The 26438-nt window shown below is 70.3% G+C and carries 20 protein-coding genes; 10 read left to right on the forward strand and 10 right to left on the reverse strand.

The features are described from left to right. The first annotated feature begins 15 nt into the window (after positions 1-15). From NRF20_RS10130 to NRF20_RS10155, 6 genes are all read left to right on the forward strand, one after another. Positions 16-1593 (forward strand): FGGY family carbohydrate kinase, encoded by a 1578-nt coding sequence (locus NRF20_RS10130; RefSeq protein ID WP_413752444.1) that lies wholly within the window; start codon positions 16-18, stop codon positions 1591-1593. 75 nt (positions 1594-1668) lie between these two features. Continuing rightward, positions 1669-3342: an FAD-dependent oxidoreductase gene (locus NRF20_RS10135; RefSeq protein WP_413752445.1), complete on the forward strand. Its 1674-nt coding sequence runs from the start codon at positions 1669-1671 to the stop codon at positions 3340-3342. Then, positions 3339-4892 (forward strand): FAD-binding oxidoreductase, encoded by a 1554-nt coding sequence (locus NRF20_RS10140; RefSeq protein ID WP_398629959.1) that lies wholly within the window; start codon positions 3339-3341, stop codon positions 4890-4892. The genes NRF20_RS10135 and NRF20_RS10140 overlap by 4 nt, the downstream gene beginning before the upstream one ends. Positions 4893-4935: 43 nt before the next feature. Further along, positions 4936-5595: a glycerol-3-phosphate responsive antiterminator gene (locus NRF20_RS10145; protein WP_398629958.1), complete on the forward strand. Its 660-nt coding sequence runs from the start codon at positions 4936-4938 to the stop codon at positions 5593-5595. A 7-nt stretch (positions 5596-5602) separates the two neighbouring features. After that, positions 5603-5905 (forward strand): putative quinol monooxygenase, encoded by a 303-nt coding sequence (locus tag NRF20_RS10150; RefSeq protein WP_398629957.1) that lies wholly within the window; start codon positions 5603-5605, stop codon positions 5903-5905. Next, positions 5902-7041, forward strand: a complete 1140-nt coding sequence (locus NRF20_RS10155) for a zinc-binding dehydrogenase (protein WP_413752446.1) — start codon at positions 5902-5904, stop codon at positions 7039-7041. The genes NRF20_RS10150 and NRF20_RS10155 overlap by 4 nt, the downstream gene beginning before the upstream one ends. Before the next feature lie 91 nt (positions 7042-7132). Here the strand turns inward: NRF20_RS10155 and NRF20_RS10160 are convergent, their stop codons facing one another. Continuing rightward, a complete protein-coding gene (locus tag NRF20_RS10160) occupies positions 7133-7558 on the reverse strand; it encodes a nuclear transport factor 2 family protein (protein WP_398629955.1) in 426 nt (141 codons plus the stop codon). A 145-nt stretch (positions 7559-7703) separates the two neighbouring features. Then, positions 7704-8381 carry a class I SAM-dependent methyltransferase gene (locus NRF20_RS10165; protein WP_398629954.1) on the reverse strand — a complete coding sequence of 226 codons (678 nt, stop codon included), beginning with the start codon at positions 8379-8381 and terminating at the stop codon, positions 7704-7706. 66 nt (positions 8382-8447) lie between these two features. On the opposite strand from NRF20_RS10165, the gene NRF20_RS10170 reads away from it, so the two are divergent. Further along, positions 8448-9485, forward strand: coding sequence for a hypothetical protein (locus NRF20_RS10170; RefSeq protein ID WP_398629953.1), 1038 nt, complete (start codon positions 8448-8450; stop codon positions 9483-9485). 16 nt (positions 9486-9501) lie between these two features. Here the strand turns inward: NRF20_RS10170 and NRF20_RS10175 are convergent, their stop codons facing one another. After that, positions 9502-10017 (reverse strand): DinB family protein, encoded by a 516-nt coding sequence (locus NRF20_RS10175; protein ID WP_398629952.1) that lies wholly within the window; start codon positions 10015-10017, stop codon positions 9502-9504. 232 nt (positions 10018-10249) lie between these two features. On the opposite strand from NRF20_RS10175, the gene NRF20_RS10180 reads away from it, so the two are divergent. Then, on the forward strand, positions 10250-11482 hold the full coding sequence (locus tag NRF20_RS10180; RefSeq protein ID WP_413752447.1) for an MFS transporter: 1233 nt from the start codon (positions 10250-10252) through the stop codon (positions 11480-11482). On the opposite strand, the gene NRF20_RS10185 is transcribed toward NRF20_RS10180, so the two are convergent. The 7 genes from NRF20_RS10185 to NRF20_RS10215 all read right to left on the reverse strand — a co-directional run bounded on the left by NRF20_RS10185 (position 11469) and on the right by NRF20_RS10215 (position 23455). Further along, entirely contained in the window at positions 11469-12197 is a 729-nt protein-coding gene (locus tag NRF20_RS10185; RefSeq protein ID WP_413752448.1) for a DUF4097 family beta strand repeat-containing protein, read from the reverse strand. The genes NRF20_RS10180 and NRF20_RS10185 overlap by 14 nt on opposite strands. Positions 12198-12448: 251 nt before the next feature. After that, a complete protein-coding gene (locus NRF20_RS10190) occupies positions 12449-16204 on the reverse strand; it encodes a S8 family serine peptidase (protein ID WP_413752449.1) in 3756 nt (1251 codons plus the stop codon). A gap of 105 nt (positions 16205-16309) precedes the next feature. Then, on the reverse strand, positions 16310-17461 hold the full coding sequence (locus NRF20_RS10195) for an XdhC family protein (RefSeq protein WP_413752450.1): 1152 nt from the start codon (positions 17459-17461) through the stop codon (positions 16310-16312). Between the two features lie 56 nt (positions 17462-17517). Continuing rightward, a complete protein-coding gene (locus NRF20_RS10200; protein WP_413752451.1) occupies positions 17518-18969 on the reverse strand; it encodes an NCS2 family permease in 1452 nt (483 codons plus the stop codon). A 579-nt stretch (positions 18970-19548) separates the two neighbouring features. After that, positions 19549-21933, reverse strand: coding sequence for a xanthine dehydrogenase family protein molybdopterin-binding subunit (locus NRF20_RS10205; RefSeq protein ID WP_398629946.1), 2385 nt, complete (start codon positions 21931-21933; stop codon positions 19549-19551). 2 nt (positions 21934-21935) lie between these two features. Then, complete coding sequence (locus NRF20_RS10210) at positions 21936-22562, reverse strand: (2Fe-2S)-binding protein (RefSeq protein ID WP_398629945.1); 627 nt, start codon at positions 22560-22562, stop codon at positions 21936-21938. 2 nt (positions 22563-22564) lie between these two features. Then, positions 22565-23455 carry an FAD binding domain-containing protein gene (locus NRF20_RS10215; protein WP_398629944.1) on the reverse strand — a complete coding sequence of 297 codons (891 nt, stop codon included), beginning with the start codon at positions 23453-23455 and terminating at the stop codon, positions 22565-22567. 259 nt (positions 23456-23714) lie between these two features. Between NRF20_RS10215 and NRF20_RS10220 the strand changes: the two genes are divergently transcribed. Together NRF20_RS10220 and NRF20_RS10225 are read left to right on the forward strand one after the other, a co-directional pair. Further along, on the forward strand, positions 23715-25475 hold the full coding sequence (locus NRF20_RS10220; protein WP_398629943.1) for a PucR family transcriptional regulator: 1761 nt from the start codon (positions 23715-23717) through the stop codon (positions 25473-25475). 163 nt (positions 25476-25638) lie between these two features. Continuing rightward, on the forward strand, positions 25639-26424 hold the full coding sequence (locus tag NRF20_RS10225; RefSeq protein ID WP_266356680.1) for a hypothetical protein: 786 nt from the start codon (positions 25639-25641) through the stop codon (positions 26422-26424). Positions 26425-26438: the final 14 nt, after the last annotated feature.

Raw genomic sequence — 26438 nt, forward strand, 5'->3', positions numbered from 1 at the left:
AATGAAAGGGCTGCAATGACGCAGACGTTCCCCGGCGCCGCCCCACGGCGCGGTGTGCTGTCCATCGACGAGGGCACCACGGGCACCCGGGCCGGAGTCGTCCTCGACTCGGGCGCCGCCCACGAGGTGTTCTACCGGTCGATCAAGGTCGGCCATCCGGACGACCTCTCGGTCGAGCAGGACCCGATGGAGATCTGGACCGCCACCGTCGAGGTGGCGCGCCGGGCCGTCGGCCGGGCCCGCGAGGAGGGCATCGCAATCACCGCGGTCGCGCTCTCCACCCAGCGGGCCACCGCGATGCTGTGGGACCGGGTCAGCGGGCGGCCTTTGCTGCCCGCGGTGGTGTGGCAGGACCGGCGGTACGCGACCGAGCTCACCGCGTACGAAGCCGAGTGGGACGCCGCCCTGCTGGCCCGTCAGGGCCGGCCGGTCGGCGCCCGCGCCCCGTTCCTCTGGGCCGCCCGGCAGATCGCCTCGCACCCGGAGGTGGCCGCCGCCCACCGCGAGGGCCGGCTGCTCTTCGGCACCGTCGACACGTGGCTGATCTGGCGCCTCACCGGCGGCGCCGTGCACGCCACCACACCGACCAACGCCGCATCCACCGGCGGCTATCTACTGAAGCGGCACGCCTGGGACGAGGAGTGGATCAGCCACCTCGGCTTCCCCCTCGACCTGCTGCCGGAACTCCGCTCCGACGACGCCGGATTCGGTACGACCGACCCTGCCGCCCTCGGAATCTCCGTCCCGCTGGCCGCCTCCATGGGCGACCAGCACGCCGCACTCGTCGCGCTCGGCGGTCTCGCCGCCGGGCAGGGCATGTGCGTGTACGGGACCGGCGCCTTCGTCGACGCGGCGACCGGCACCACGCCCGCCCTGCCCCGGCCGGACATCTCCGGGGTGCTCGCCCAGCCCGGCCGGCGGCAGGGCGACACCAGCCACTACAGCCTGGAGGCCTACACCTCCACGGCGGGTTCGGCGCTGCGCTGGCTCTGCGACGACCTGGGCCTGTTCGCATCGCCGAAGGAGCTCGGTGAGGAGGCGGGCCGGGTCCCCACCCGGCCGGGCCGCACCCCGCGTTTCGTCCCGGCACTCGCCGGGGTCCGTACGCCGGTCTGGCACCCGGAGGCCACCGCATCCCTCACCGGGCTCACCCTCGCCACCACCCGCGCCGACCTCGCGCGCGCCGTGCTGGACGGGATCGCGCACTCGGTGTGCGACCTGATCGACGGGGTCGCCGACACCATGGGCACGCCGTTTACCCGGCTCCGGGTCGGCGGCGGCGTCTCCGGCAGCGACCCGCTCATGCAGATCCAGGCCGACCTGACCGGCCTGCCGCTGGAGCGGGTCTCCGATTCCGCCACCGCCAGCCTGCGCGGCACCGCCTATCTGGCCGGTGTCGCCCAGGGCCTGTGGTCTTCGCTGGAAGAGGTCGTCGAGGCGCAGCCGCACGGCCGGATCTTCGAGCCCGCGATCACCGGGGCCGAGCGCGCCGCACAGCGGTCCGCCTGGCGCGACGTGCTGATCGCCCACCTCGACGACCCCGCACTGCTCCCTCTGAAGGATCCCGCACCCAAGCCTCACACCCCCCATTGACGGCCCCTCACCGTCGCACTGGCGCCCCGTGCCCGACCACGCGGCCGCCGCACCGAAACACCAGGAGTTGATGTTGTGATCACCATGCCCGCCCGGAAACCGCGGCGCAGCGCCGCGGCGACCCGCCGAGCGCCCCTGCTGCTCGACCGGGCAGCCCTCAAGCGCCGGCTGGCCGACGACACGTACGACGTGCTCGTCATCGGCGGCGGCATCACCGGGGCGTACGCCGTGCTCGACGCGGCCTCGCGCGGGCTGCGCGCGGCACTGATCGAGAAGGACGACTTCGCATCCGGCACGTCGTCGAAGTCGTCGAAGATGGTGCACGGCGGCCTGCGCTACATCGAGCAGGGCAACGTCAACCTGGTCCGCCACTCGCTCCTGGAGCGTCACCGCTTCCGCAAGAACGCCCCGCATCTGGTGCACCGGCTGCCGTTCCTCTTCCCGATCCTGGAGAAGGAGGGCATCTTCGACGCCCGCCTCGCCAAGGGGTTCGAGGGTCTGCTGTGGACGTACGACCTGGTCGGCGGCTGGCGGATCGGCAAGCTCCACCAGCGGCTCACCGTCCCCGAGGTCCTCGCCCAGGCGCCGACGCTGCGTGCCGAGAACCTCAAGGGCGGGCTGATGTACTTCGACGCCCGTACCGATGACGCCCGGCTCGTCCTCACCATCGTCCGCACCGCCGCCGCGCTCGGCGCGACGGTCCTCAACGGTGCCAGGGCCGAGGGGCTGCTGATGCAGACGGGCAAGGTGTCCGGTGCCCGGGTCTCGGCGGACGGCGACACCGTCGACATCCGTGCGCGGGCCGTCGTCAACGCCACCGGGGTGTGGACCGACGAACTCGACGCGAAGGCGGACGACGGTCACAAGCCGCAGGTCCGGCCCGCCAAGGGCGTCCACATCGTGGTGCCGTGGGACAAGGTGCGGATCAACTGCACGGTCACCGTGCCGATTCCCGGCCGGGCCCGCCGCGCGACCTGCACCCGCTGGGGCAACAGTGTCGTGCTGGGCACGACGGACGAGGACTACCAGGGCTCCCCGGACGATGTGCACTGCACCCGTGAGGAGATGGACTTCCTGCTGGAGGGCGCCAACACCGCATTCGAGGGGAAGCTCACCCCGGACGACGTGGTCGGTTCCATCGGCGGTCTTCGTCCGCTGGTCGGCGGCAAGGAGGGCGCGACACTCGACATGCGCCGCGACCACCACATCACCGTCGGCCGCACCGGCATGGTGACGGTGACCGGCGGCAAGCTCACCACCAGCCGCCACATGGGCGAACTCGTCATCGACAAGGTGATGAGCGTCCTCGGCCGCAAGGGGAAGAGCCGCACCACCGATCTCCCGCTGCTCGGCGGCGCCGGTTACGACGCCGAGGCCGTCGCCGCATCCGGTGGCATCGCCGCCCATCTCGGCGAACGCTTCGGCACCGAGGCCCGGTTCGTCGGCGACCTGATCCAGGACGACCCCGCACTGGCCGAGCCGATCGTCGCGGGACTCCCGTACACCAAGGCGGAGGTCGTGTACGCGGCCCGTGCCGAACTGGCCCGCTCGGTCGACGATGTGCTCTCCCGCCGGATGCGCGCCCGTCTGTTCGCCCGGGACGCCTCCGTCGACGCAGCCGAGGCCGTCGGCGCGATCCTCGGCCAGGAACTGAACCTCTCCCAGGCCGAGGCCGACCGCTCGGTCGCCGAGTACCTCGCAGCCGTCCGCCATGAAAAGTCCGTACTCCTCGAAGGGGCAGCAGCATGATCAGCCGTCAGACCATCACCCACCCGTTCAACCGGGGCAACTACACGATCGGCGCCCCCAGCTTCGCCAAGTGGGCGCAGAACACCCCGATCGGGGACGGCGAGGCCGCCCTCCAGACCGACCCGGTCGAGGTCCCCGAGACCGTGGTCGAGGCGCTGCGCGAGGCCGCGCACGCGGTGCACACCTCCCGCGACGAGGTCGTCACCCGGACCCGTGACTGGTGGGCCGGCTCGATGATCGGCGAGACCGAGGGCCGTCCGGCGACGCCGAACGCCGTGGTCGTCGAGGCGGCCGACGCCGACCAGGTCGCGGCCGTGCTGCGGATCTGCCACGAGGCCGGCATCCCGGTCACCCCGTCCGCGGGCCGCTCCAACGTCACGGGCGCGGCGCTCCCTGTCTTCGGCGGCGTCGTCCTGGATGTCTGCGGGCTGAACCGGATCACCGGCTTCGACGCCGAGTCGAACATCGTGGACGTCCAGGCCGGCATGTTCGGCGACCTCTTCGAGAAGCAGCTCCAGGAGGAGTACGGCGTCACCACCGGCCACTGGCCGTCCGCGTTCGCCGTCTCCACGGTCGGCGGCTGGATCGCCTGCCGCGGCGCCGGTCAGCTCTCCACCCGTTACGGCAAGATCGAGGACATGGTCGTCGGCGTGGACGTCGTGCACGCCGACGGTACGCGCGCCACGTACGGCGACTACGCCCGTGCCGCGGTCGGCCCGGACCTGCGCCAGCTGTTCGTCGGCTCCGAGGGCACCCTCGGTGTCATCGTCTCGGCGCGTCTGCGGGTCCACCCGCTGCCGGAGTACGCCAATGCCGTCGCATTCGGCTTCAAGACCTTCGCACAGGGCCTGGACGCCTGCCGCAGGATCATGCAGCGCGGTGCGACCCCGGCCGTCCTGCGGCTGTACGACACCCTTGAGTCGGGCACCCACTTCGGCCACCCGGAGACCAACCTCCTGCTCATCGCCGACGAGGGCGACCCCGCCATCGTCGACGCCTCGATCGAGGTGGCGAGGGAGGTCTGCGGGGCGTACGGCCCCGAGCTGGACAGCAAAGCGGTCTTCGAGCGCTGGCTGGACGAACGGATGCTGGTCGGCAAGTCCGCCGACGGCTTCAAGCCGGGTCCGGGCTTCGTCGCCGACACCCTGGAGATGGCCGCGTCCTGGACCGACCTCCCGGTCATCTACGACGAGGTGGTCGCCGCGATCCAGTCGGTGCCCGGCACCCTGGCCGCCTCGGCCCACCAGTCCCACGCGTACACCGACGGCGCCTGCGTCTACTTCTCGCTGCGCGGCGACGTGGCGCCCGAGTCGCGCCGCGACTGGTACCGCTCGGTGTGGGACGCGGCCAACGCCGTACTCATCGAGCACGCGGCGGCGCTCAGCCACCACCACGGCTGCGGTCTGCTGCGCGGCCCCTACCTGGAGGAGTCCCTCGGGGCGGGCTTCGCGACGTTCGTCGCGGTGAAGAAGGCCCTGGACCCGGCCGGCATTCTCAACCCTGGCAAACTGGGCCTTCCCAGCCGATTCGGTACGTCCCCGCTGAACTGACGTCAGCAGCCACGAATCCTCCTTCCCCAGGCAGGCCCTTGCCATGACTCCTTCCCCGTCCCGGTCCGGTGCCGCACTCGACCCCCGGCTCGTCTCGGCCTTCGCCGAGGTGCCGGTCGTCGCGTCGGTCGTCGGCACCCAGCCGCTGCGGCAGTTCCTGACCGCACCGGCGAAGGTGTGCATCCTCGCGTCGCTCGCGGTGGGGCAGCTGCCCCAGGTCGTGCCGGCGCTGGGCCGGGCGGGGAAGACCGTGTTCGTGAACGTGGACAGCAGCCCCGGTCTGGCTCAGGACCGGGGCGCGCTGGAGTTCATCAAGAACATGGGCGCGCACGGCGTGGTCAGCACCCGGCTCTCCCTCATAGAGAAGGGCCGCCCGCTCGGCCTGCTGACGATGATGAAGGTGTTCGTCACCGACCGGTCCAACCTTCGCCGCTCCACGGACGCCATCTCGCGCGGGGCACCGGACCTGGTCGAGATCATGCCCGCCCCGATCGTCGCCCGGATGAGCGCGCAGGCACAACGCGCGATGTCCCCGTCGGTCGCCGCCGGCTTCGTGGAAACCGCCGCGGACGTGGCGCTCGCGCTGGCCCTCGGGTCGGCCGCGGCCGCCACGTCCGACCCCCGCCTCTGGCACCTGCGCCGGGACCAGTTGCCACCCGTCCCGCCTGCCGCCCTGAAGAGGCCCGCCGCACCCCAGGAGTAATCCCCCCATGACATATGTGGTCGTAGCCCGCTACCGCACCGAGGCCGGTGAGGAGAACACCGTCCTTCCCCTGCTCGACACGATGGCCGCCGCCTCCCGCAAGGAGCCGGGCAATCTCGCCTACCGGGTCCACCAGGGCATCGAGGACCCGCAGGCGATCGTGCTGTACGAGGAGTACGCCTCCGAGGCGGACTTCACCGCGCACTGCGCAACCCCGCACTTCCAGGAGATCGTGCTCGGGAAGGTCGTCCCGCTGCTGGAGAGCCGCGACGTGCTGCGCTGCGCTCCGCGTGCACAGGTGCAGTCGTGAAAACCCGTGCGGTGGTCCTGCGGGGGATATCGACGGCCCGCCCCTACTCCGGGACCCGCCCGGTCGAGGTGGAGGAGCTGGAGCTGGGTGCCCCGCGCGAGGGCGAGGTGCTGGTCCGTATCGCGGCCGCCTCGCTCTGCCACTCGGACCTCTCGGTGGTCAACGGCGACCGGGTCCGCCCGCTGCCGATGGCCCTGGGTCACGAGGCGGTGGGCGTCGTCCAGGAGACCGGACCGGGCGTCGGCCGTGTCTCCCCCGGCGACCATGTGGCCCTCGTCTTCGTGCCCAGCTGTGGTTTCTGCGGCGACTGCGCGGCGGGCCGCCCGGCCCTGTGCGCGCAGGCAGCGGCGGCGAACGGCTCGGGCGCGCTGCTGCACGGCCCGTCGCTGCTGACCGACGCCTCCGGCGACCCGGTCCACCACCAGCTGGGCGTCTCCGCGTTCTCCGAACACGCGGTGCTGGCCCAGGAGTCGGTGGTGCCGATCCCCAAGGACATCCCCTTCACCGTCGCGTCGATGTTCGGCTGCGCGGTCCTCACGGGTGCCGGTGCCGTCATCAACACGGCGACCCTGCGCCCCGGCCAGTCGACGGTGGTCTACGGCCTGGGCGGCGTAGGCCTCTCCGCGGTCCTGGGCGCCCGCGCGGCAGGGGCGTATCCGATCATCGCGGTCGACCCGGTCCAGGAGAAACGCGACCTGGCCATCCGACTCGGTGCGACGCATGCGTACGGCCCCGGCGACGCGATCGAGGCGGTCCGCGAACTCACCTCCGGTGGCGCCGAGTTGGCAGTGGAGGCGGTAGGCAGCCCCAAGGTCATGGCCGAGTGCCTGACGGTCGTGGCCCGGGGCGGCAGGGTCGTCTCGGTGGGCCTTCCCGCCCCCGACCGGGTGCTGGAGGTCCCGGCCCTGGCGTTCGCGGGCGAGGGCAAGTCCCTGCTGGGCTCGTACATGGGCGACGCGGTGCCGCGCCGTGACATCCCCAGGTTCCTGGACCTGTGGCGGGCGGGCCTGATGCCGGTGGAACAGATGCACACGGGCACGCTTCCGCTGGCCGACATCAACGCGGCGATGGAGGAGCTGGCTTCGGGCCGGGCGATCCGCCAGGTCATCGACACGTCGGGGATGCTGAACGCCTGACGCGTCGCCCGGAATCCGTTGGCGGCGGCGCCCCTGCCGGTGCAGGGGCGCCGTCAGTATCCACCCGCGGCATCCGGGGACATGTGACATCTCATTCGGGCCGCTTGTTCGCGTCATTCGCACCGGCAGGCGCGCGCCGTACGGAAACCTTGCGACGGTTGATGCGCCACCCCGTCTCACCGCGCACGATCACGTCCTCGTACGTCACACTTCCGCTCGTACCGTCCGCCTTGATTCCGATCGCCTTGGACCGGGCACGCACCTGATCCTCACCGACCTCGACGAGGACGACATTGGTGACGTGGTGACTGACGGGGCCGCGTTGCCCCATCGCCCTGGCCGCGTCCCGGAAGGCCTCCAGCCCGTGCATCGATCCGTGGCCCAGGTCGGAGGCGTCGTAGACGACGTCGGCGGTGAACAGCTCGTCCAGTCGGTCGAGTTCACCGTCATCGACCAGGTGCCATTGCAGGGCGATCAGTTCATTGATGGCCAGGCGATCCTCGGCTCCGAGTGTCATTCGCCGGTCCTTTCGTGAGATCTCGCGACGGTTCGGCAGTTATACGGGGAGAGCTCCCCGTATGGCCCGGCAATGCAGCGGTCCTGCCACCGTGGGCTCGAGGAGTTCATCCCGGTGGAGCAGTGGAGCAGTCCTCTCTCATTTCTCATCGCAGTCCTCTCTCGCCGGAGCCGTCGCACCAGACGAGTGTGTAGCGCCAGAACAGTCGACGCCTGAGCCGCACGCCTGGCAACACCTGACGCGCCTCGCGAACGATGCCGGAGAAGGTCATCTCCGCCGGCCGGGTCCTGGCAGTCATCGAGTCGGGGCGGAGCGCCCTGCGCCCCTTGTTCTTGATCAAGGCCATGGCAACATTCAGCGGAATGGAGGCGAGACTCAGCAGATGATCCCCGAGCGTCGCCTCGCAGGAGAGGCCGACCACCACCAGGGTCCCGCCAGGCGCCAAATGCTCGCGGAAGTGGGTGAGAGCGTCGGTGAACGGCAGATGGTGGACGGTGGCGACGCAGGTGATGACGTCGTACGGGCCGGGCGGTATCCCCGCGGGCGCGTCCGCGACGGTGAAGGTCACCGGAGCGGCCGGGACGGTCAGTTCACCGGCCCGGGCCACGATGTCCGGGTCCGAGTCGATTCCGTGCACCGTCTTCGCCCGTGTCGCCAGGAGCCGGGCGAGTTCTCCGCTGCCGGAGCCGACGTCCAGGGCGCTGTCGCATCTGCTGGGGAGCTGACGCAGAATCCACCGGTGGTAGTGGGCGTTGTGGTCCCAGGGATGGGCGGCGTGGAAGCGTTCGAGTGCGTGGAAGACTCGGTGCAGCAGCTTCGTCATGCCTTGATTCCATCAGACCGGTACTCCGACCGGTTGGTGTCCGGGGCCCACTCAGGGGGACTTGGTGTGAGAGTCGGTACAGCCCGAGCAGCCGCGGTGCAGTGGGTCAAAGAGCACGCCCGGCCCGATTCCGGCTTCCGCGGCGCCTACTTCAGCGGCTCGACGGTCGGTCTGCCGGACGACGCCGAGCTGTCCCCCTTCTCCGACGTGGACATCGTCGTCGTCACCGCCGAGCCTGACCCGCCCGCCAAGCCCGGCAAACTCCGCTTCCGCGGTGCGCTGCTGGAAGTCACGTATCTGTCGTGGGACGACCTCTCCTCGGCGGACGGTGTGCTCTCCTCGTACCACCTGGCAGGGAGCTTCCGCTGCGACACGGTCATCGACGACCCGACGGGCCATCTGCGCGGGCTGCGGGCTGACGTGTCGCGCCGGTTCGCCGAGCGGTCCTGGGTGCGTCGCAGATGCCTGGACGCGGAGCGCCGGATCGGGACCCGCCTCGCCGCGTTCGACGCCTCGGCGCCGTTCCATGAACAGGTGACGGCCTGGCTGTTCCCGACAGGGGTGACCACCCACGTCCTGCTGGTCGCCGCCCTGCGCAACCCCACGGTCCGGCTGCGGTACCCGGCGGCGCGCGCAGTACTCACCGACCACGGACTGGCGCGCCGGTACCCGGAGCTGCTGGAACTCCTGGGGTGCGCGCGGCTGTCCGCCGAAAGGACCGGGCATCATCTGGACGAGCTGGCCCGCACCTTCGACGTCGCCGCGCAGGTCGCCCGCACCCCGTTCTTCTTCACCAGTGACATCACCGCCGCGGCACGGCCGATCGCCATCGACGGAAGCCGGCACCTCATCGAGCGGGGCGACCACTGCGAAGCCGTCTTCTGGATCACCGCGACGTTCGCCCGATGTCACACCGTCCTGGCCGCGGACGCCCCCGACCAGCACCTCGCACGTCTCCCGGCGTTCCGGGAGGCCGTCGCCGACCTCGGTGTCACCTCCACCGGTGACCTTCTCCACCGTGCCGAGGAAGTCATCGGCTTCCTCCCGCGGCTGAGGCAGACCGCCGAGGAAATCCTGGCGGCCAATACCGACATCATCGGATGAGGCGGCGGAAACCGGGTCAGTAGTAGCCCGTCTCGCCGTCCAGGATCTCCCTGATGGCGTCAAGATGGCCCGCGTGCCGGGCAGTCTCCTCGATCATATGGAACATGATCCAGCGCACGCTCGCGGCCGAGGCGTCGAAGTCCGGGTGCCGGCCTACGTCGTCGAGCGACTTCGCCGCAACAATCTCGTTCGACACCGCGATCTGCCGGTCGTAGTTGTCGAGGAGCTCTGCGAGCGGGACACCTTCGACCATCATGTCGGCGTCCTCGGGCCCGTCGAGCATGGGCCCGACGGCCGGGCGGCCCAGCAGGACGACCTCGTACCAGAGGTGCTCGACCCATCGAAGGTGTGACAGGACACCCGCCACCGTCATATGGGGCGAGGACGGCAGGACGGACCGATGGGCGTCGGTCTCGGAAAGCCCTTCGCACTTCCAGCGGGCGACCGCCCGTTGCATATCGAGCCAGCCGACGAGCTGAGTCCGCTCGTCCGCGTCGTAGGGAGGGCGATTACGGGAAGGGGAAGGCGACATGGGCGCCGAGGCTACTCGATGCGCTGTCACACCGCACAGCGATTTTTGACCGATGCGACCCTGAAGCGACTCTCCACAACACGTTTGTCACCCTGATAAGTTGGCCGGCATGTTCCTCTCCCGTGCGTAGGACCCCGTACTGACCGCACCCCGTCCCACAGGGTGCGGCACTCCGGTGTCCCCGCATGCCCGCAGCGCCGCATGCCGCGCTGCCCTCACGAGGAACGTCCCTGTGCTCTCGCCGTCACCCGCGCCCTCGCGCGCCCCTTCGTATGCCACCGTCCTGCGCACTCCTCACGCTTCCCGCACCTTCGGTGCCGCTCTGTTGGGGCGGCTCTCGTACGGGATGGTCTCCCTCTCCCTGATGCTGGCGGTGAAGGACGCCACCGGCTCGTACTCCGTCGCGGGCGCCGTCATGGCTCTGTTCGGGGCGACCAGTGTCTTCCTCTCCCCCGCCCGTGCCGCGCTGATCGACCGGTACGGTCCGCGGCGGGCACTGCCGCCGATGGCCGGTGTCTACGCCGCACTGCTCGCCGCCCTGGCCTACGTCACCTGGCGGCCGGGGGCTTCCTCGCTCCTGCTGGGGGCGCTTGCCGTGACGGCAGGCGCCTGCACCCCGCCACTGGGACCGGTGATGCGGACCCTGTGGAGCATTCTCGTTCCCGACCGTGAGCTGTTGCAGCGTGCGTACAGCCTGGACGGTGTCGCCGAGGAACTGCTGTTCGTCACCGGGCCGTTGCTCGTGGGTCTGGTCATGAGGTTCACCGTCCCCGCGGCAGGTGTCGCGATCAGTGCCGCGCTCGTGCTGGTGGGCGCGACGGCGTTGGTGTCCTCACCCGCGGTGCGCGGTATCGGCGCGCCACCGTCGACGGAGAAGGCCGCTGCGTCACAGGACACGCCCCGCAGGCAGCGGTTGCTCAGCATCGTCGGATTGCGGCACGCCGCGATCGTGGCAGCCGCCGTGGGGCTGTGCCTGGGGGCGCTTGATCTGCTGGTGGTGGCGTCCACCGAGCAGCATCAGCGGGGCGCGGCGGTGGCGTGGGTGCTGGCCGCACTCTCCGCCGGAAGCGCGGTCGGTGGGCTCGCCTACGGTGCCGTCCCATGGCGTGCGTCGAACCGGGTGCGGCTGCCGGTACCGGCTGCCGGTCTCGGTGTGGCGATGGTCGTGGCCGGGATGTCGCCCAATGTGTACGTGCTGGTCGCGGTGGTCACGGCCGCCGGGGTTTTCGTCGCCCCGGCCTTGACCACCGCGTATCTCGTCGCGGACGAGTCCGTGGGCGCGGACAGCCGCACACAGGCGGGTGCATGGGTCAACACCGCGGTCAATGCCGGTTCCTCGGCGGGCACCGCGGCAGTGGGTGTGCTGGTGGACCGTCTGCCGCCGGCCGTCTGCTTCGCGGTCGCGGCGGTCCCTGCGCTGCTGTGTGCGGCTGCGGTGGCGCGCGGCGCGGTCAGCCGTTCTTGACCGTGATGGAACCGTTGGCGGTGGCCAGATCGATCTTGTGGTCGCCCGCCGGGTCATTGGCGATGCCGATGTCCTTGTGACCGTGGTGAGTGCCGGCGGCGACCACGTACCGGCCCGTCGGCGCAGTGACGACGATGGCCCCGTTGGATGTCCTGGCCCGGACATCCTGCGGGTTCACCGGGGTCAGTTCGATCCGGCCGTTGGAGGTCTTGGCCCGGATGGGACCAGCCAGTCCACGCCCCTCGATCCGGCCGTTGGAGGTGCGCACATCGGCCGGGCCGGTCACTCCGTCCAGCTCGATCCGTCCGGAGTGCGTGGTCACGTCAACCGGCCCCACTCGGGCCAGGACCACGGATCCGGACGAGGTCCGGCCGGAGACCGGGAGGCCCTCGGGCACCTCGACGGTGTAGGACACCGAGCACCGACTGCCGCAGCCGCTCAGCACCAGGACGCCGTTCTCGACCCGGTGCGACGCGCCTTCGGGCTTGTCCCCCCGGTAGCGGACCGAGCGATGCAGGGACACGTCCGCGGTTTTCGCCACGCCCCGCAGATTCACCCGGCCGGAGCCGAGATCCAGCCGGACGGAGGTGATCTTCTGCGACACGTGGGCGTCGTCCTCGAAGGTGTTCCAGTCGATCAGGCCGCATGCGCCGAGCGCGATCAGACCGCTACCTGCCGTCGTTGCCGCCATGAACGCCCTGAGCCGGTGACGCATGAATCTCCCCCTGGATCCCGATCAGCCTGGTCTCCGGCCCGCTCGGGGCCGGTGCTCAGCGCAGGCTATCCGGGCGTGTCCGGTGGCGACCATGGGGCAAACCCCCGCCCCGAGTGGGGGAAACCCCGCCGGTCCACACCATGGTGATGACCCGTCACTCCAGTTGCGGGGAGACGTACCGGTCGGCAAAAGAGGCGGCCGCACACCCCGATCGGGGGTGTACGGCCGCCTCAAGTGCGCACCTCAGAAAGTCACTTCAGGCCGAACGCCCGGATGATCTCCTGATCGATGCCGAGCCCGTCCCCGGCCTCGGAGTGCGCCTTGATCGAGACGAAGCCGCCGGCCTTCTCGGGGGTCTTGAACCGGGCGGTCCAGTTGCCCTCGGAAGTCTTGTGCAGCTCCACGGCGTTCCAGCTCTTGCCGTCGTCGTAGCTGACCGACAGCGACGCCTTCGTCGCCTTCACGGCACCGTCCAGCCACTCCTGCGTACCGGAGGTGAGACCGATCTCGGTCCACCGGCCGGCCTCGACGTCACCGGCAAAGTCGGTGTCGACCTGGTAGTCCAGCTGGAGCATCGGGATGTCGGCCTGGTACGGGCCGTTCTCGTCCATGGCACCCGAGACGAAGTTCCACTCGGTGTGTGTGCGGGTGGAGGTCTTCCACACATCGCCGTCCCGGGTTGAGTCGAGCACCAAGCGGTACGGCAGCTTCTCGGGCGAGAGGTGCCCGGCGTATCCGGCCCGGCCCGCGACCTTCTTGATCAGGGCGTCACCCTCGTAGAAGGCGGTGGTGGTGGTGCCGTACTCGTTCAGCATGGAGCCCGAGTGGCCCGCGCCCGAGTCCGTCCACGGGGTGAGATTGAACTGGATTTCGTTGCGGACGGTACGGAACGGACCCCAGTAGCCGGTGCCCAGACGCGGGCGGGTGATCGGCCCGAACCACTCGGCGGGGTAGGTGCGGCCCGCCTGGTAGTCCAGGTCGCCGCTGCGTACCTCCTGCGCGAAGTCCGTTTGGTCCGCGTTGAAGATCGAGTGGTCCTCGTACCAGAACGATGCGCCGGGAAGCGGATTGACCCACTCGGTACGGGTGCTGGGGAACTTCTCGTACTCCCGGAAGCCGAGGCCGGGTCCGTAGTCCGGGATGTCGTAGCGGTAGCCGCCGCCGAGCATGTCCTTGTGGCCGTAGAAGGTGTTCTCCACCTTCGCCAGTTGACGGGTCGAGGGGGCGAACTCCAGCGAGCGGTCCGGGACGACGCCGTCGTGACGGTCGACCAGGTCGTACATGTAGCGTGCGAACCGGTGCTGATCGATCGTCAGCTCGACGTCACGCTGGACGGACTTGATCAGGTTCTCGCCCGCCAGGCGCTGGACCGAGGCGACCGGGATGGTGCCCTTGGTTCCGTAGGGGGTGTAGCTCTCCATCAGGACGCCGTCACCGTCGTTGACGACGAACAGCGCCTCGGCGCCTGCGGCCACAGCATTGGCGAGCCGGTCGGCGGGAGCGACCGCGTCGCTGCGGCGGATCACGACGGCCTTGCCCTTGACATCCAGGCCCTTGTAGTCGGCCACGGCGCCGTTGCCCGCGAAGACACCGGCCAGCTGCTTCTCGCTGTCTTCGGCGATGGCCGCACCGCCCTGCGGGGTAACCCGCACGTCATGTCCCTCGGCCGTGACGTCTATCAGTTTCTCGCCCTGCCGCCAGCGGGTCAGGAAGGAGAAGCTGCCCTGGGTGACCTTCTTGGTGGGGCTGGCCCACAGCTGGTCATACGTCAAAGGGATCTGGTACGCGTCGCGCTGGACGGTGCCGTCCGGTGCGGTACGTGCCATGTCATATCGCAGCTGCCGGGTCTCGGTCTCCTTCGGCGTCCGCACGCTGACCTTGCGAGCCTTGGACGCGTCGAGGGTGACCGTGGTCGTCTTGTCGAGGATGGTCTCGGGGGCGGCGAGGAAGGCCACGGCCTTCGAGTCGGGGCGGTCACCGGCGATGGCGACGGAACTCCAGGCGGTGTAGTTGCCCGGCGGCAGTCGCAGCGTGGTCTCGCCCGACACCTGGACGACGCCCAGGTTCGGGTCGCCGAGCGCGCCGAGGACGACCCGGCCGTCCATCGGCTTGCCGTCGCGGTCACGGAGCCTGAGCGTCAGGTCGTACAGCTCCTGCTCCTTGTTCAGAGCGAAGCCGGTGTGCGCCACGACGGAGCCCGCCGCGTCCTTGGCGATGACCTGACCGGAGAACCGGGTGTCGTTCGCGACCTTCGACGGGTCCAGCGAGAGCACGGCCTCGGCGGTGGAACCGGCCGGGACGGTCAGCTGCTTCGTCGACAGGGTGTAGGCGTCGGCGTCCGTGTCCGTGGCCAGGTCGAGGGTGACGTCCTTCGTACCGGTGTTGCGGTACGTGACGGTCCGCTGGGCGACCGGGTCGGACGCGGAGTGCGGCCAGTCGTAGGAGGCGACCTCGACGGAGCCGGTGGCCTCGATCGTGCTGTCGACCGCCGCCTTCACATCGAGTCGGCCGGTGCCCTGCTCGTACGGGGTGTACGCGTCGAGCTTCTTCGACGAGCTCATCAGCGCGTCCTTGATCCGCTGGCCGGACCAGTCGGGGTGACGCTGCTTCAGGATGGCTGCGGCGCCCGCGACATGCGGGGTCGCCATCGATGTGCCGGACTTCGTCGAGTACATCCCGCTGACGCCCGGGACCGACTGCGAGGCGGCCGCGTTGATACCCACGCCCGGTGCGGACAGGTCGGGCTTGAGGCCGTAGGAACTCACCAGCGGGCCCATCGAGGAGAAGTCCGCACGGTTGTCCCGCTTGTCGACGGCGGCGATGGTGAGCGCCTTCTCCGCCGAGCCGGGCGAGCCGATGGTGCCCGCGCCGTAGGAGTTGCCCGCGGCGATCACGAACAGCGGGCCGTCGTCGGCGGAAAGGGCGTCGACGGCCTGGGACATCGGGTCGGAGCCGTCGTCCGGGATACTGGTGCCGAGGCTCATGGAGACGACGTCGGCGCCTTCGGCCTTCGCCCACTCCATGGCTTCGATGATGCCGGAGTCGGCGCCGGAACCACCGTCGTTGAGCACCTTGCCGACGATCAGGCCGGCGCCGGGGGCGACGCCCTTGTTGACGCCCTCCGAGGCAGCGCCGGAGCCCGCGATCGTGGAGGCGACATGCGTGCCGTGGCCGTTCCTGTCCACGACCTCCTCGCCCGGCACGAAGCTCTTGGTTTCGAGAATGCGGTCCTTGACGTCCGGGTGGGTCGCGTCGATGCCGGTGTCCAGGACGGCGACCTTGGAGCCCTTGCCGTCGTAGCCCTCGGCCCACGCCTGCGGGGCGTTGACCTGCGGCACGGAATCCTTGAGCGCGGCCTCCACCCGGCCGTCGAGCCAGAGCTTGGCGATGCCGTTGTCCAGCGAACGGGCCGTGGAGGTACGGGCGATGTCGTTCCAGAAGGCCCTGGTGGTGTCCTTCTCGGCCTTCAGCGCGGCGCCGTGGATGCTCTCCAGAGTGCGGGTCTTCTTCGCACCACGAGGGACGGCGGGCAGTGAACGGCCTGGGCTCGCCGAGTAGGTGGCGATCAGCGGAATGCCGCCCGACTTCTTGTCGTCGTACCCCATCTTGGCCAGAGCCGAGACATTGAACAGCCGACGGTCCAACTTGCCCGCTGCGAGAAGTGAGTTGGCCTCGTCGGGCAGTACGTACAGATCGTCACCTGCCTGTTGGACATGCACGCCGCCGACCGCTCCGTCGGGGCGGTCCACGGTGACGGTGTCCTGCTTGCCGACACCGTCCGAGTAGTGCACGACATCACCCGTGAGCAGGGTGATGTCGTACTCCTTGACGGGGGCGGCGGCCTGGCGGTCGAGGGGCCTGGACTGACCTGCGGCGGCGGAAGCGGAGCCCGCTGCGGGTAGCAGTGCACCACTCACCAGGGCGACCGAAGTCGCTATGAGCAGAGCCCTGCGTCCCGCACGAGCGGATCTCGCCCGGCCGGAAGCGGAGGAAGCTGTGAATGTCATGCAGCAGGTCTAGAGGCAAAACCGAAGCTACGGTTGAGTTCACACCTGGCGTGAAGCCGCCGTGGCGGCAACCCGCCCACGGACCATCATGGTTCACGGGACGGTTCAGGCCACGGACGTGATCAATCCCGTCGACGGCCGGCCGCCCTCGTGGTGGATCGGGGTGTGGGCGCCCTTGAGCGGTACGCCGCTGCCGCCGCGCCGGTCGGCGACGATTTCGGCGGCGATCGACAGCGCGGTCTCCTCAGGGGTACGGGCGCCGAGGTCGAGGCCGATCGGCGAGTGCAGCCTGGCCAGTTCCAGCTCCGTGACGCCGACGTCACGCAGCCGGTCGTTGCGCTCCAGATGGGTACGGCGCGAGCCCATCGCTCCGACATACGCCACCGGCAGCCTCAACGCCAGTTCCAGCAGCGGAACATCGAACTTGGCGTCGTGGGTGAGCACGCACAGGACGGTGCGCGCGTCGACGTCGGTCGTCGCGAGATAGCGGTGCGGCCAGTCGACGACCAGCTCATCGGCCTGCGGGAAACGGGCCTTCGTGGCGAAGACGGGGCGAGCGTCGCACAATGTGACGTGGTACCCGAGGAACTTTCCCGCCCGGACCAGCGCCGAGGCGAAGTCGATGGCCCCGAAGACGATCATCCGGGGCGGCGGGACGCTCGATTCGACGAGCAGGGTGAGCGGTTGCCCGCAGCGCGAGCCCTCGGCGCCGATGGTGACGGAGCCGGTGCGGCCCGCGTCCAGCATCGCGCGGGCGTCGGCCGCAGCGGTGCGGTCCAGCTCCGGGTGCCCGCCGAGCCCGCCCTCGTACGAGCCGTCGGGGTGGACGAGCAGGGGGCGGCCGAGAAGTTCCGCGGGCCCGTCCGTGATCCTGGCGACCGCCGCCGCCCGACCCCGTGCGGCGGCGGCGAGCGCGGCGGCGAACACCGCCCGGGCGGGGTCGTCCGCACGGACCGGTGTCACCAGGATGTCGATGACGCCGCCGCAGGTCAGTCCGACCGCGAAGGCGTCCTCGTCGCTGTAGCCGAACTGTTCGCGCACTGTGATGCCGTCGTCCAGCGCCCGCCCGCACAGTTCGTACACCGCGCCCTCCACACACCCGCCGGAGACCGATCCGATCGCCGTGCCGTCGCGGTCGACGGCGAGGGCGGCTCCCGGCTGCCGGGGCGCGCTGCCGCCGACCGCCACAACAGTGGCCACGGCGAAGTCGCGTCCCTGCTCGACCCACCGGTTGAGCTCTTCGGCGATGTCCAGCATGGCGTTTCTCCTTCTACGGGTGTGCGGAGGGGCGGAAGAGCCTGTGCGGGCCGGTCCTACTTGGCGCCGATCCAGCTTTCGATCGGGCTGAGCGCGAAGTACACGACGAACACGCCGGTCAGCACCCACATGAAGGCACCGACCTCACGGAACTTGCCCTGCGCCGCCTTGATCGCGGCGAAGGAGATCACCCCGGCACCCACTCCGGCGGTGATGGAGTACGTGAACGGCATCAGGGCCACGGTCAGGAAGACCGGCACCGCGACGGAGCGGTCGCTCCAGTCGACATGGCGGGCGTTCTGCATCATCATCGCGCCGATGACGACCAGCGCGGCGGCGGCGATCGGCCCCGGCACGATCTGGGCGAGCGGGGTGAAGAACAGTCCGGCGGCGAAGAGCACACCGGTGACGACGGAGGACAGACCCGTGCGGGCCCCCTCGCCGACGCCGGTCGCCGACTCGATGAAGACGGTCTGGCCGGAGGCTCCGGAGACACCGCCGATCGCCCCGCCCGCGCCGTCGATGAGCAGTGCCTTGGACAGGCCCGGCATCCGGCCCTTGCTGTCGGCGAGCCCGGCCTCCGTACCGACGCCGATGATGGTCGCCATCGCGTCGAAGAAGCCGGCCAGTACCAGGGTGAAGACGATCATGCCGACGGTCATGACGCCGATGTCGCCCCAGCCCCCGAACTCGACATGGCCGAAGAGCCCGAAGTCCGGCATCGAGACGGCGCTGCCCTGCAGTTCGGGTGCGCTGCCGCCCCATGCCTTGGGGCTGATGTCACCGACCGCGTTGACGACGACGGCGAGGATCGTGCCGACCACGATCCCGATCAGGATCGCGCCGGGCACATTACGGGCCTGGAGCATGAAGATGAGCAGCAGGGTGACGCAGAAGAGCAGTACGGGCCAGCCGGAGAGCTGCCCGCCCACGCCGAGCGTGACCGGGGCGCCCTTGCCGACGAAGCCGGCGTTGACCAGGCCGATCAGCGCGATGAACAGGCCGATGCCCATGGTGATGCCGTGCTTCAGTGCCAGGGGTATCGCGTTCATGATGATCTCGCGCAGCCCGGTGACGACCAGCAGCACGATCACCGCGCCGTACATCACACACATGCCCATGGCCTGCGGCCAGGTCATATGGGGTGCCACCTGAGTGGCGAGCACGCCGGAGACGGAGAGCCCCGCGGCGAGAGCGAGCGGCACCTTGCCTATGAAACCCATCAGCAGGGTGGAGACGGCTGCGGCGAGCGCGGTCGCCGTGATCAGCCCGGCGTGGCTGAGGCGGTGGCCCGCCGCGTCCGGGCCGGACAGCAGGAGCGGGTTGAGCAGAAGGATGTAACACATCGCCATGAAGGTGGTGATGCCGCCGCGCACTTCGCGTGCGACGGTGGAGCCACGGTCGGAGATGTGGAAGTACCGGTCGAGCCAGGATCTTCCGGCGGGGACGCGCGAGCCCGGGCCCGCATCCTCCGCACTGGTCCTGGGCTCCACTGACTGCTGGGTCATGATGCCTGACTCCCAAGGTTCACAGGGGCACCCGCGATGAAGAATCGATATGCGGGATTTGGGATGACTGCGCCGGCGGCACGACCCGGGGGACGGCCCGAGACGAACTGTTGATGCAGAGTGGAATGCGACGTGTGACGTGTGCCGTGTTGCATGCGGTGTCACCCGCACTGCTGGTGCTGCAGTGCTGCGACTACGGGGACTGCGTAGTACTGCCCTTTCGGTGCGTGGTGGACTCAATGGCCGCGAGCGGTATGGCACTTGGGTACTCCGGGCGGTGCGGGCGGCGGAAGTGTGACGTTCCTGGGAGGCGCGCACCGCCCGGAGAGATCAGGAGGGAGCGGTGACTCAGACCGACCGGCAAATGGGGGGTGGGAGAAGGAGCGGGGCTGGGTGCGTGCAGCTGCAAGGCGGAGGATTGAGCCAACGCGATGGGGTCTCCCCTGCTCGAGCGAAGCCGAGAGCTTGGGGAAGTTGGTGATTGACGACAACGCCGGAGGGGGTCCCCCCCTGGCCCTTAAGGCCTTGGGGGAGTGCGTGCCCAGCCCCGCGACGCCGCCCCCCATTTGCCGGTCGGTCTCAGGTGCCGGTGATGTGCTCGGGGCGTACCGGCGTCCTGTTGAGCTCCAGGCCCGTCGCGTTCCGGATCGCCGCGAGAACGGCCGGGGTAGACGAGAGAGTGGGGGCCTCACCGATGCCACGGAGCCCGTACGGGGCGTGGTCGTCGGCGAGTTCGAGCACATCGACCGGGATCGTCGGGGTGTCGAGGATGGTGGGGATCAGATAGTCCGTGAAGGACGGGTTGCGCACCTTCGCGGTCTTCGGGTCGACGATGATCTCCTCCATGACGGCGACGCCCAGGCCCTGGGTGGTACCGCCCTGGATCTGTCCTTCGACGGACAGCGGGTTGAGGGCCTTGCCGACGTCCTGGGCGCAGGCCAGTTCGATGACCTTGACCAGGCCGAGTTCGGTGTCGACCTCGACGACCGCGCGGTGGGCGGCGAAGGAGTACTGGACATGGCCGTTGCCCTGTCCGGTACGGAGGTCGAACGCCTCGGTGGGCCGGTGGCGCCACTCCAGCTCGATGTCGACCGCCTCGTCCTCCAGTACGTCGACCAGATCGGCCAGCACCTCGCCGCCGTCGGTGACGACCTTGCCGCCCTCCAGGAGCAGTTCGGCGGTGGCCCAGGCGGGATGGTACGTACCGAACTTGCGGCGGCCCATCTCCAGGACCTTCTCGCGGACGGCCTCGCAGGAGTGCTTCACTGCGCCGCCGGTGACATACGTCTGCCGGGAGGCGGAGGTGGAGCCGGCCGAGCCGACCTGGGTGTCGGCCGGTTGGATGGTGACCTGGGCGACGCCGAGTTCGGTACGGGCGATCTGGGCGTGGACGGTGACGCCGCCCTGCCCGACCTCGGCCATCGCGGTGTGCACGGTCGCGACGGGTTCGCCGCCGATGACCTCCATGCGCACCCGGGCGGTGGAGTAGTCGTCGAAGCCCTCGGAGAAGCCGACGTTCTTGAGGCCGACGGCGTAGCCGATGCCTCGTACGACGCCTTCGCCGTGGGTGGTGTTGGACAGCCCGCCGGGCAGGGCCCGTACATCGGCCTGCTCGCCGGCCACCTCCCACTGGCGCTCGGGCGGCAGCGGCCTGGCCTTGACCCGGCGCAGCAGCTCGGCGACCGGCGCGGGCGAGTCGACGACCTGTCCGGTCGGCAGGAGGGTGCCCTGCTCCATGGCGTTGAGCTGCCTGAACTCGACCGGGTCCATGGAGAGTTCGGCGGCGAGCTTGTCCATCTGGGCCTCGTAGGCGAAGCATGCCTGGACCGCGCCGAAGCCGCGCATGGCGCCGCACGGCGGATTGTTGGTGTAGAGCGCGATGGCCTCGATGTCGACGTCGTCGACGACGTAAGGGCCGACGCTGAGCGAGGAGGCGTTGCCGACGACGGCCGGAGAAGCGGAGGCATAAGCTCCGCCGTCCAGTACGATGCGACATTTCATATGGGTCAGCTTGCCGTCGCGGGTGGCGCCGTGCTCGTACCAGAGCTTGGCGGGGTGACGGTGCACATGCCCGAAGAAGGACTCGAAGCGGTTGTAGACGATCTTGACCGGCTTGCCGGTGCGCAGGGCGAGCAGGCAGGCGTGGATCTGCATCGACAGGTCCTCGCGGCCGCCGAAGGCACCGCCGACGCCGGAGAGCGTCATGCGGACCTTGTCCTCGGGCAGGCCGAGGACGGGGGCGATCTGGCGCAGGTCGGAGTGCAGCCACTGGGTGGCGACGTACAGGTCGACGCCGCCGTCCTCGGCGGGCACGGCCAGACCGGACTCGGGGCCGAGGAAGGCCTGGTCCTGCATGCCGAAGACGTACTCCCCGCTCACGATGACATCGGCGCGGGCCGCCGCCGCGTCCGCGTCGCCGCGGACGATGGGCTGGCGGTGGACGATGTTCGGGTGCGGGACGTGCCCGGCGTGGTGGTCGCTGCGTCCCTCGTGAACGAGGATCGCGTCGGGAGCGGTGGCGGAAGCCTCGTCGGTGATGACGGGCAGCTCGCGGTAGTCGATCTTGATCTTCGCCGCGGCGCGGCGGGCCGTCTCCGGGTGGTCGGCGGCGACGAGCGCCACCGGTTCGCCGTGGTGACGGACCTTGCCGTGGGCGAGGACCGGGGTGTCCTGGATCTCGAGCCCGTAGTTCTTCACCGAGGTCGGCAGGTCGTCGTAGGTGAGTACGGCGTAGACGCCGGACGTGGCGAGCGCTTCCGAAGTGTCGATGGAGACGATCTCGGCGTGCGCGACCGTGGAGCGCAGCGTGTGGCCCCAGAGCATGTCCTCGTGCCACATGTCGGAGGAGTACGCGAACTCGCCGGTGACCTTCAGGATGCCGTCGGGGCGCAGCGTGGACTCACCGATGCCGCCCTTGGTGCGGGTGCCCTGGTTGATGCTGGTGGGGTTGCCGGTAACGCCCATCGTCAGACCGTTTCTTCCGCGCGGGCGGCCGCGAGACGGACCGCGTCGAGGATCTTCTCGTAGCCGGTGCAGCGGCAGAGGTTGCCGGAGAGCGCCTCGCGGATGTCCGCGTCGGACGGTTCCGGGTTGCGCTCCAGCAGCTCGTCGGCGGCGACCAGCAGACCGGGGGTGCAGAAGCCGCACTGGACGGCGCCCGCGTCGATGAACGCCTGCTGGATCGGGGAGAGTTCACCGGTGTCCCGGGTCTCCTCGCCGGCCGGCTCGGCCTCCCACTGCCGGGCCTTGTCGAGTGCGGTGCCACAGGCGCCGGAGGCACAGCCTCCCCCACTACGCTCCGCGTGTGGGAGGTACCCCCTGCCGGGGTGTGCCTGGGAGCGGTGGGCGGCGAAGTCGGCGAGACCTTCTACGGTGACGACCTCGCGGCCCTCCACCTGGCCCGCGGCGACCAGACAGGAGCAGACCGGGACACCGTCCAGCCGGACCGTGCAGGAACCGCACTCGCCCTGCTCGCAGGCGTTCTTCGAGCCGGGCAGGCCCATCCGCTCACGCAGCACATAGAGGAGGGACTCGCCCTCCCAGACGTCGTCCGCCTCGTGCCTGCGGCCGTTGACCGTGAAATTGACGCGCATGATCAGGCAGCTCCTTCGGTGCTGCGGCCGTTGCCGCGGTACGACTCCCAGGTCCAGCCGAGGGTGCGGCGGGCCATGATCCCGACCGCGTGCCTGCGATAGCTCGCGGTGCCGCGTACATCGTCGATCGGGTTGCAGGCACCGGCGGCGAGGTCGGCGAACTGTTTGGCGATGGACGGGGTGATGATCGTGCGGCTGTCCCAGAATCCGCCCTCTTCGAGCGCGGCGTTCAGGAATTCCTCGGCCTCCGTCGCCCGTACGGGTGTGGGGGCGGCCGAGCCGATACCGGTGCGGACCGTGCGGGTCTCGGGGTGCAGGGCCAGGCCGAAGGCACAGACGGCGATGACCATCGCGTTGCGGGTGCCGACCTTGGAGTACTGCTGCGGCCCGTCGGCCTTCTTGATGTGCACGGCCCGGATCAGCTCGTCCGGGGCGAGGGCGTTGCGCTTGACGCCGGTGTAGAAGGCGTCGATCGGGATCATCCTGGTCCCGCGTACGGATGCGGCCTCGACCTCGGCGCCCGCGGCGAGCAGCGCCGGGTGGGCGTCCCCGGCGGGCGATGCGGTGCCGAGGTTGCCGCCGACGCCCCCGCGGTTGCGGATCTGCGGGGATGCAACGGTGTGCGAGGCGAGCGCCAGTCCTGGCAGCTCGGCCCGCAGGTGCTCCATGATGTGGCTGTACGGCACGGAGGCGCCGAGCCGTACGTTCTCCTGGCCCACCTCCCATTCGAACAGCTCTCCGATGCGGTTCAGGTCCAGGAGGTACTCGGGCCGCCGGTGGTCGAAGTTGATCTCGACCATCACATCGGTGCCCCCCGCAATGGGCACAGCCGTCGGGTGCTCGGCCTTGGCGGCGAGCGCCTCCTCCCAGCTGGCGGGGCGAAGGAAGTCCATGAGTGGCTCTCTTCTTCTCAATCGGGTCGTTCGCTGGGGCTGGGGACGGCCAGCCCTCGACTGGTCGTTCATGGGTTGTTAACGCGGTGTGGGGCCAAGTACACAAGCCGTGCTCCACCCGGTGCAGTCACCGAAACCATGAAGGAGTTGGCTGGTCGATCTCCTCGTCTTGTAGATTCGAACGAATGGTGGGGGTCAGTAACCTCACCGCAATACCCAGTTTTCACCCGCACCAACGAAAGAGATCGGCGGCGACGAGATGCGGCTGCGCGCACTGCTGGAGACCGACGCGCTGGGCCTGCGGCTGCTCGGCGGCGAGGACGAGCTGGACCGGTCCGTCCGCGGCGTGATGACCACCGACCTGCGGGATCCCAGCCGATATCTGTCGGGCGGCGAGCTGGTCCTGACGGGCCTGGCCTGGCGCCGGGACGCGACGGACTCGGAGCCGTTCGTACGGATCCTGGCGGGCGCCGGGGTCGCCGGGCTCGCGGCGGGCGAGGCGGAGCTCGGCGACATCCCCGGCGATCTGGTGGAGGCATGTGCGCGGCACCGGCTGCCGCTCTTCGCCGTCCATGAGACCGTCGCGTTCGCAACGATCACCGAACATGTGGTGCGCCAGGTGTCCGGTGAGCGTGCGGGCGATCTGGCCGCGGTCGTGGACCGGCACCGCAGGCTCATGACCTCGGGCCCGGCGGGCGGTGGGCCCGAGGTGGTCCTCGATCTGCTCGGCTCCGACCTCGACCTGCACGCCTGGGTGCTCTCCCCCACCGGCCGGCAGATCGCGGGCGCCGGTGATACACCGCTGGCCGGACCGGTCGGCGCGGCGCTCGCCGGCCACCATCTGGCCGCCACCCGCACCGGCCGCCCGGCCCCGCACCGGGCCACGGTCGGCGGCACCACGTATTCGCTCTTCCCGATCCGGAACGCCGGGCGGGGCCCGGTCCCCGCCTCCCGCGATGTGCGCGAGTCGGTGCTCTCCGACTGGCTGCTCGCGGTCGAGGCGGACGCGAGCGACTGGCCGCCCGCCCGGCTGGATCTGCTCCAGGGCGTCACCCAGCTGATCGCGGTCGAACGGGACCGGCGCGACGCGGCCCGCACAGTACGCCGCAGGCTCGCCCAGGAAGTCCTTGAACTGGTCCAGACGGGCGCCCCGCCGGCCGAGATCGCCGCCAGGCTGCGGGTCGCCGCCCCGGTGCTGCTCCCGGGTCTCGGGACCGCGCCGCACTGGCAGGTCGTGGTGGCGCGGGTCGAATGGGGTGTCGCGGAGGGGTCCGCAACGACGGGCGCCCCGGCCGTCGCCTCCGGCTCCGCCGTCGCGGGCGGCCCGGTCGCCCAGGCGCTGCTGGAGGAGATCCTGGTCGACCCCGCGGTCACCGGCCCCGACTCCGCGGACCGGATCGCGGTCGCCCACACGGGCGACGAGGCCATCGCCCTCGTACCCCTGCCCGCCGTCTCCGCGCCCGCAGCGGCCCCCGACTCCGCCCCGGACATGGCGCCCGCCGAGGCATCCGCCGACGAGGATCCCGCGCTGCACGCCGATGTGCTGCTCGCCGCCGTCCGCGAACCGCTCTCCGCCGGCCTCGCCGACGACGGCCGGCTGACACTGGGTGTCAGCGCGGCCGTGCACTCCCCCGAAGGTCTGCGCGGCGCACTGGAGGAGGCCCGGCACGCCCGCCGGGTGGCGGCGGCCCGCCCGGGCAGGGTCTGCGCGGCCGGGCACCACGAGCTGGCCTCGCACGTACTGCTGCTGCCATTCGTCCCCGACGACGTGCGCCGTGCGTTCACCGCACGGCTGCTCGACCCGCTGCGCGACTACGACCGGCGCCATCGCGCGGAGCTGATCCCGACGCTGGAGGCGTTCCTGGACTGCGACGGTTCCTGGACCCGCTGCGCGTCCCGCCTCCATCTGCACGTCAACACGTTGCGCTACCGGGTCGGGCGAATCGAGCAGTTGACGGGGCGTGACCTTTCGCGCCTGGAGGACAAGCTCGATTTCTTCCTCGCCCTGCGTATGAGCTGACTTCCGGGCCCTGCCACGACTCTCGGCGGGTTGGGGCGTTTGTGAAATCTTTCACCTGACATTGACCCGACCCCTTGGCCCGGCGTGCCATTCCGTGCTGAGATGCGGCCAGACCCAACAGCTCAATGGCGCGCTCGGGGAGGGCAATGTGGCGCATACCGCCATGTCTGGTTCCGGAACGACAGCAGATGACGATCCGCCGCTCCAGACAGCGGTATGGCGGCTGCGGTCACGCGCCTGCTGGACGGACGCCGCCGCGCTGCTGGAACACGACGCCGCCACCGATCCGGCAGCGGCACTCCAGCGCACCGCCCTGCTGACCGAGCGTTGCCTGTACACCGGGCAGGGCTGGACCGACGCCGAGGACGCCCTGCGCACCGCCGAGGCGCTGGCCCACGACGACGCCGAACGCGGCGCAGCCGCCTGTGAGCGTGGCCATCTGGCCTACGCGTCGACGCTTCTCGGCGTACGGGACCGGGCCGACGAGGCCAGCGTCGCCCTGAGCCGGGCCGCCGCGCTGCTCGCCCCGTCAGCGCCGGGACGCCCGCTGCTGGACTTCCGCCGGGGCCTGATCGCGCAGAACATCGCCGACTCGCCTCAGGCCGCGCGTGCCGCGTACCGCAGGGCCCACGCCGGCGCCACCGCCCAGGGCGACGCGCTGCTGCTCTCCTCGACCTGGCGCCATCTCGCCCTGCTCGCCCTGCGCGAGGGCGAACTGGCGGAGGCGCGGCACGGTTTCGCCGAGTCCCTGCGGATAAGGGAGGAGCTGGGCTATCTGATCGGTACGGCTCCGGCCCTCATCGCGCTGGCGGACTCCGAGCCGGAGCCGGAGGCGGCGAACCGGCTGCGCGCCGAGGCGGGCCGGCTCTTCCGGCTGCTCGGGGGCGTTCCGACATGGCTGGCTCCGCACCTGGACCCACCGCCCCCGGAGACGGCCGAGGCGAACTGAGCCCCGCAGGGCCG

This window comes from Streptomyces sp. R-74717 (assembly GCF_047305335.1).
GTDB classification, from domain to species: domain Bacteria; phylum Actinomycetota; class Actinomycetes; order Streptomycetales; family Streptomycetaceae; genus Streptomyces; species Streptomyces atratus.